Genomic DNA, 5458 nt, shown 5'->3' with positions numbered 1-5458 from the left:
GCTGACGTTTCTCCAACGGCTGCCGACATGGAAAACCTTCGGCCGAGGTTGGTCCGATCGCGTCAGATCGGTGCGGGTTCAGGCCTTGCTGATGTCGGCGCAACGACCGGCGGCACCGGGGGCCGCGCCGGCGCCGCAGCCGGCCAGGGTCGAAACATCAACTGGTGGGGCGCCGACGGTCCAGCCCATGCCGCCGGCACCGCCATCCGGCGGCAAGACGGCTGCCGTGGCCGGCATCCTCGTCCTCATCGCCGGAGCGCTCGTGGCCTTCTGCCATCACGTCACCGGGTTTTTCGGGAGCCTCTTTTGATGACATGGTTCAACACCAACGCGCTGCACAATCTTCTCAACACGCTGATCGCGATCATCTGCGGCGGCGCCCTGGCCGGCTTCGACTGGACGATGTTCGGGGTCAGCGACCGCACTGCGCTTCAGATCAGCGGCGCCATTGCGCTGGCCAAGATCATCATCAACGCCGTTCGCGACGGGCCGGCGGGCATGGTCGCGCCACCGCCACCGGCAGAGGAGCAGTAAGATGGAAGGTCTCCAACAACTCGTCATCGCTTGGCTTGAAGTGTTCAAGCCATATTGCATCGGCTTTTCGATTGGTGTGTCCGTTTGCATCATAGTGAGGCATCTATGACCGCGCTCATCGCCTTTCTGCTCGAGCATGCAGGGATAGCCATCGCGGCTCTTGGTGCCATCGCCACCGTTGTTGCGGCAGGGTGGGGCAATCTGCGAGGCGCGAAGCGAGAGCGGGACAAGCAGGCTCTGAAAGATGCTGCTGCTGCAACCGAAGCCCAGAAGATCGACGACGCCGTCGCCGGGCGGACGCCGGACGACAACCGGGGGAGGCTGGGCAGATGGTCAAGATCATAGTGCTCTCGCTCACGCTGGCCGGCTGCACAACATCAGGCGGGTCGTTCTGCGCGGCCGGGCATCCCATCCGGCCGACACGGGCAGAGGTGGCGACCCTTTCCGGGACGTCGGTGGCGGCGATCCTGGCTCACAACGAAAAGGGCCAGACGCTCTGTGGATGGAGGCCGTGATGCACGATCTTTTCGACCTGCTTGGCATCAAGGGGCCGGTCGTGGCGGCTGGCCTTGCCGGCGGTGTTCTGCGGGCGCTGTCGCGGCATCGCTATAAGCTGCGCGAAATGGTGGCCTCGCCGATCTGCGGCGCGCTGGCAGCGGCTTACCTGACGCTGCCGGTGGTGTCCTACGCCAGGATCACCGGCTTGCCGATGCCTGACCTGGCCGACGATACCACCACGCTGGCCGCCGCCTTCCTGATTGGCGTCTGCGCCATGTGGATTTCGGACGTCCTGTTCGAGTTTGTGGTGCGCAGGTTCAAGCCCGCGCCGGAGGAGTAGCTGCTGTCTCCGGTTGGCGACTGCTTGGTAGAACTACCGAGGCACGTTCTCGCGCGACACTCGAACCGTCGAAGATAACCCAAAATAGCCCGTTCCGGTTCGCCGGGCGGGCTATTTTCTGCGTTTTGGCCTGATCAAGCCAGGATATTGACGGCGCGCGCCGCGACTAGGGCGATGGTCAGCAGCGAGATCATGGCCTCGGCCATCATCAGCAGCTTGGCGCGTTGGGAGAGTGGCAAGGTATCGGTCGGCGAGAAGGCTGTCGCATTGGTGAAGGCGAGGAAGAAATAGTCGACGAAGCCGGGCAGCCAATCGCGAAGCTCACGGTCGTTCAGCGTCATCTGCGCAAACAGGAAATCGGCCTGCGCAAGCTTGACGAGGCCGCAGGTCGGCGGCCCGCCGCGGTCGGTGCTCCAGAACCACAAGGCAAAGACGATGACGTTTGTGACCCAGATGTTGAGGGCGTCGATCAGCAGCGTCGTGCCGCTGTTGCCGGCATGGCCCTCCAGCAAGGCACGCACCAGCAAGACCAACGAACCGCAATTCATGACGCTGATGATGGCGGTCATGGTTAGGGCGGTCCTGCGGATCATCACGCGAAACTGGCCGATCGCATGCCACTCGTGATCCTCGACCGCCTTTCGGGTGGCGGCCTGGGTCCAGGCCGTGGCCACCGACAAGGGCAGCAGCAGGGCGGCCTCCAGCGCCGGGGCCAGCCAGCGTGGCCCGAATGAGAGGTTGTTGATGACCAGAAGCTGCAGGCAGATGATGACCAGAACGGCCGCGCGCGCCATCCAGAAGTCGAGCGCACGGTAGTGGATGACGGCATGGTGGTGGCGCATTTTGAATCCTGGATGCTTGTTGGTGGGGGACCGGGGGCCCGGTCAGGCGCAAACGACGCCTGCCGCGATCACGGCCAATGCGCCATGCTTGGCACGTTCGAGGTGCCGCAGGAGGGCGTTTTCCATTGTCGTCTTGCTTGCATGTGAGGGGAGAGGCAGCATCGTGAGGCGAAACTCTGCCTCAATCTTGGTTTTGCAATGGTCGTTTAAGTATACATTTTCGTAAGCTTTGAGTTCTGGGCTGTTCGAAAAACCGTCCGATGTGATTTACCCACCGCATGACGCGAATCGATGAACCCATGAACGGCTGGCTGCCGGTCGGCAGTTCTGTTCCAGGCGACTGGCGCCAGTCGTCGATCTGGTCGGATCTGCCCCGTTATCCGGAAGCTGTTCTGGCAATTTTATGCCTGACGCAGATCCTGTGTTGGACCGTGATGCCGGCACTTGTCGACGCCGCCCCGCCCGGCGATGTCGTCGAGGGCTTCATGTGGGGTCGCGAATGGGTGCTGTTGACCTACAAGCATCCGCAGCTTCCCGGCTGGCTGCTCGAGACCAGCCATCTTCTGACCGGATCGTTCCGCTGGCCGCAATATCTGCTTGCCCAGTTCGTCGTCTCGGCGACCTTTATCTTCGTCTACCTGCTGGCCCGCGACATGCTCGGGAGAACGCGCGCGCTGGCCGCCGTGCTTTTGATGCCGTCGTTGTATTTCTTCGGCTGGCCCACTCCGCAGTTCAATCATGACTACGCGCAGATGCCCTTCTGGGCCGCCATCTGCTGGCTGCTGTGGCGTGCAAGCCGTGGCGGCGGGCCGGGCTGGTGGCTGGCGCTCGGCTTGGTGTCCGGCGTCGGCCTCTATGCCAAATTTTCCACCGGGCTGCTGTTGCTCTTCGGCGCGATTTGGCTGTTGTCGGACACACGGGCACGCAGTCGGCTGGCTACGCCCTGGCCATGGCTTGGGCTGGCGGTTTTCATCGCTGTCGCAGCGCCGCTGGCCGTCGAGCTCTACCGCATGGATTTCCTGCCGCTGACCTATGCCGCTTGGCGCGATCAGTGGGTGCTAGCCCATCGCTCCCGCTTTTATTATATCAGCGTCCAGATAGCCGGGCTCTGCGGCTTCGTTCTGGTGCTGGCGATATCGGGGCTGTTGCGGCGCTCGCCCGCGCCGGAAGAGCCCGTCGGGCGCGGCACGCTGGTCTATGTCGTGTGGATGGGGCTTGGCCCGGCGGTCCTCGTCATGGTGGCTTCGCTGTTCACCGGCGCCGGCGAGGCCTGGGGCGCGCCGATGTACAATCTTGTCGGCGTTGTGGCGATTGCCTTGCTGGGTCATCGGCTCGGCGCCGTCGAGATGCGACGGCTGGCGATCTGCGCGTTTGTCTGCATTATCGGCATGTCTGGTGCATATGCGGGTATCCGCTGGACGAGCTGCAATTTGCGCGGCCGGATGGATGCCGTGTGCTGGCCGGCCCAGCAGATCTCGGATGAGGCCGAGGCCGTCTGGCACACGGCGGTGCCCGGTCGGCTCGACATCGTCGGCGGCGATACCCGTATCGCGTTGCTGGCGGGCCTGAATGCCTATGACAAGCCGTCGATCTTCACCGAGCTCGATATGCGGCTCGCCCCCTGGATCACCAGCCAGCGGCTGCGCGACCACGGCATACTCCTGGTCTGGCCTGGGCGCGGCGTGCCACCTCGGCTGCAGCCGTGGCTGGACAACATCCCGGTCAAGACCGTTCTTTTCAGCTGGTCGCTCAAGGCGCCGCCGGTGGCGATCAGTTTTGCCGCCGTTCCGCCCGGCGTGAGGCAGTTGCCGGGTGTGATCGACAGCCTCGCCCGGCCGAGCAACTGAAGCAGATCAGCCGGTCCGCTGGACGAAGCAGGTGAGAATACCCATTTATGGGGAGATCAACTTGCTTTTGAGGAGACGTGATATGGCGACTTCGACCGAACGCGCAGTCCTTGCGGGCGGCTGCTTCTGGGGTATGCAGGATTTGATACGGCGCTATCCCGGCGTCATCTCCACCCGTGTCGGCTACAGCGGCGGCGACGTGGCCAACGCCACCTATCGCAACCATGGCAGCCATGCCGAAGCCATCGAGATCAATTTCGATCCGGCCATCATAAGCTATCGCACGCTGCTGGAGCGCTTTTTCCAGATCCACGATCCGACGACCCGCAACCGGCAGGGCAACGACGTCGGGATGAGCTATCGCTCCGCGATCTACTACACCAGCGACCAACAGAAGCGCGTCGCCGAGGACACCATCGCCGACGTCGATGCCTCGGGTCTGTGGCCGGGCAAGGTCGTCACCGAAGTCGTGCCGGCCGGTCCCTTCTGGGAAGCCGAGCCTGAGCATCAGGACTATCTGGAGAAATACCCCAACGGCTACACCTGCCACTTCGTCAGGCCAGGCTGGAAGCTGCCGGTTCGTGAGAAGGCTGTTTCGTAGGGTTCGGAGCCGCCATGCATTGCCGCTCGACGAGGTCGTCGAGCGGCGCATCGTACATCCCAAACACCTTCAGTCAGCGCGCCTTGTCGCGTCCCCCAAGTTCAAGCGTTATAAGAAAATTGCGAAACCTTATAACTGCCCAAACTGAACATTTCTACTAGCCGCCCTGTTAGGCTTCCCCCCATAAGGCCCACTGGCGCCACTTTCATACGCCACGGGCAATCGATCGCGACTGGGGACGGGCTGCGGGTTTTCATGCCTGCTGCGTCGGGTAGAGCGTCAGGATGTTGACGTTGACCCTTGGTGGCTGTGAAACCGCGTAGAGCATCGCAGCGGCGATATCCTCGCTCTCCAGCTGTTCCATGTCGCCCAGTCTTTGCTCTACCGCCAGGCGCACGTCATCGCGCATGTTGGCCGTGAACTCGGTTTTGACCGCGCCTGGCTCGATCACGGTGACGCGGATGCCGTTCTTGCCGATTTCGCGGCGCAGCGATTCCGCCATGGCGCTGGCCGCGTGCTTGGTGCCGGAATAGACGACCGAAGGGTGGATGTAGCGGCCGGTGCCCGACGAGACGATGACGATATGGCCCGAACCCTGCCGTTTCATCGCCGGCAGCGCTGCGTTGATCGTATAGAGCAAACCCAGAATGTTGATGTCGACCATCGCCCGGTATTCGCTGGTGGTGGTGTTCTGGAAGGGGGCCGCGACGCCGACGCCGGCGACATTGAACAGCATGTCAAGTCGGCCATAGCTTTCCAGCACGCGACTGACCATCGCGGTTGCCTGCTCCTCGTC

Annotated in this window: 8 protein-coding genes and 1 pseudogene; 7 read left to right on the top strand and 2 right to left on the bottom strand. The window is 63.0% G+C overall.

Annotation, left to right across the window (positions count from 1 at the left end; genetic code table 11):
• From EN993_RS37450 to EN993_RS30260, 5 genes and pseudogenes are all read left to right on the top strand, one after another.
• Positions 1–310 (top strand): annotated as a pseudogene (locus EN993_RS37450) (hypothetical protein); the annotation flags it as partial.
• Positions 310–534: a hypothetical protein gene (locus tag EN993_RS30275; protein ID WP_109660925.1), complete on the top strand. Its 225-nt coding sequence runs from the start codon at positions 310–312 to the stop codon at positions 532–534. The pseudogene EN993_RS37450 and the gene EN993_RS30275, both read left to right, overlap by 1 nt.
• A gap of 105 nt (positions 535–639) precedes the next feature.
• Positions 640–879: a hypothetical protein gene (locus EN993_RS30270; protein ID WP_109660926.1), complete on the top strand. Its 240-nt coding sequence runs from the start codon at positions 640–642 to the stop codon at positions 877–879.
• On the top strand, positions 864–1049 hold the full coding sequence (locus EN993_RS30265) for a hypothetical protein (RefSeq protein WP_109660929.1): 186 nt from the start codon (positions 864–866) through the stop codon (positions 1047–1049). Before EN993_RS30270 ends, EN993_RS30265 begins: the two co-directional genes overlap by 16 nt.
• Positions 1049–1372, top strand: coding sequence for a hypothetical protein (locus EN993_RS30260; protein WP_109661445.1), 324 nt, complete (start codon positions 1049–1051; stop codon positions 1370–1372). The genes EN993_RS30265 and EN993_RS30260 overlap by 1 nt, the downstream gene beginning before the upstream one ends.
• Before the next feature lie 134 nt (positions 1373–1506).
• Here EN993_RS30260 and EN993_RS30255 read toward each other — a convergent pair whose 3' ends face one another.
• Positions 1507–2214, bottom strand: a complete 708-nt coding sequence (locus EN993_RS30255; RefSeq protein ID WP_109660931.1) for a hypothetical protein — start codon at positions 2212–2214, stop codon at positions 1507–1509.
• A gap of 299 nt (positions 2215–2513) precedes the next feature.
• On the opposite strand from EN993_RS30255, the gene EN993_RS30250 reads away from it, so the two are divergent.
• Both EN993_RS30250 and msrA read left to right on the top strand, forming a co-directional pair.
• The gene (locus EN993_RS30250) at positions 2514–4061 is read left to right on the top strand and encodes a glycosyltransferase family 39 protein (RefSeq protein ID WP_127265615.1); all 1548 of its coding nucleotides are present in this window, start codon (positions 2514–2516) and stop codon (positions 4059–4061) included.
• Between the two features lie 82 nt (positions 4062–4143).
• On the top strand, positions 4144–4662 hold the full coding sequence (gene msrA, locus EN993_RS30245; protein WP_127265614.1) for a peptide-methionine (S)-S-oxide reductase MsrA: 519 nt from the start codon (positions 4144–4146) through the stop codon (positions 4660–4662).
• Between the two features lie 253 nt (positions 4663–4915).
• On the opposite strand, the gene EN993_RS30240 is transcribed toward msrA, so the two are convergent.
• On the bottom strand, positions 4916–5458 hold a 543-nt coding region (locus tag EN993_RS30240), incomplete at its 5' end, for an SDR family NAD(P)-dependent oxidoreductase (protein ID WP_127265613.1).

The organism is Mesorhizobium sp. M7D.F.Ca.US.004.01.2.1 (assembly GCF_003997785.1).
Classification (GTDB): domain Bacteria; phylum Pseudomonadota; class Alphaproteobacteria; order Rhizobiales; family Rhizobiaceae; genus Mesorhizobium; species Mesorhizobium loti.
The sequence above is the reverse complement of the archived record's forward strand: the minus strand, read 5'-3'. Positions and strand labels throughout refer to the sequence as shown.

What these genes read in the sequence shown, in the direction of transcription:
- EN993_RS30275 (WP_109660925.1), top strand. Translation starts at nt 310, where the DNA reads ATGACATGGTTCAACACCAACGCGCTGCACAATCTTCTCAACACGCTG.
- EN993_RS30270 (WP_109660926.1), top strand. Translation starts at nt 640, where the DNA reads ATGACCGCGCTCATCGCCTTTCTGCTCGAGCATGCAGGGATAGCCATC.
- EN993_RS30265 (WP_109660929.1), top strand. Translation starts at nt 864, where the DNA reads ATGGTCAAGATCATAGTGCTCTCGCTCACGCTGGCCGGCTGCACAACA.
- EN993_RS30260 (WP_109661445.1), top strand. Translation starts at nt 1,049, where the DNA reads ATGCACGATCTTTTCGACCTGCTTGGCATCAAGGGGCCGGTCGTGGCG.
- EN993_RS30255 (WP_109660931.1), bottom strand. Translation starts at nt 2,214, where the DNA reads ATGCGCCACCACCATGCCGTCATCCACTACCGTGCGCTCGACTTCTGG.
- EN993_RS30250 (WP_127265615.1), top strand. Translation starts at nt 2,514, where the DNA reads ATGAACGGCTGGCTGCCGGTCGGCAGTTCTGTTCCAGGCGACTGGCGC.
- msrA (WP_127265614.1), top strand. Translation starts at nt 4,144, where the DNA reads ATGGCGACTTCGACCGAACGCGCAGTCCTTGCGGGCGGCTGCTTCTGG.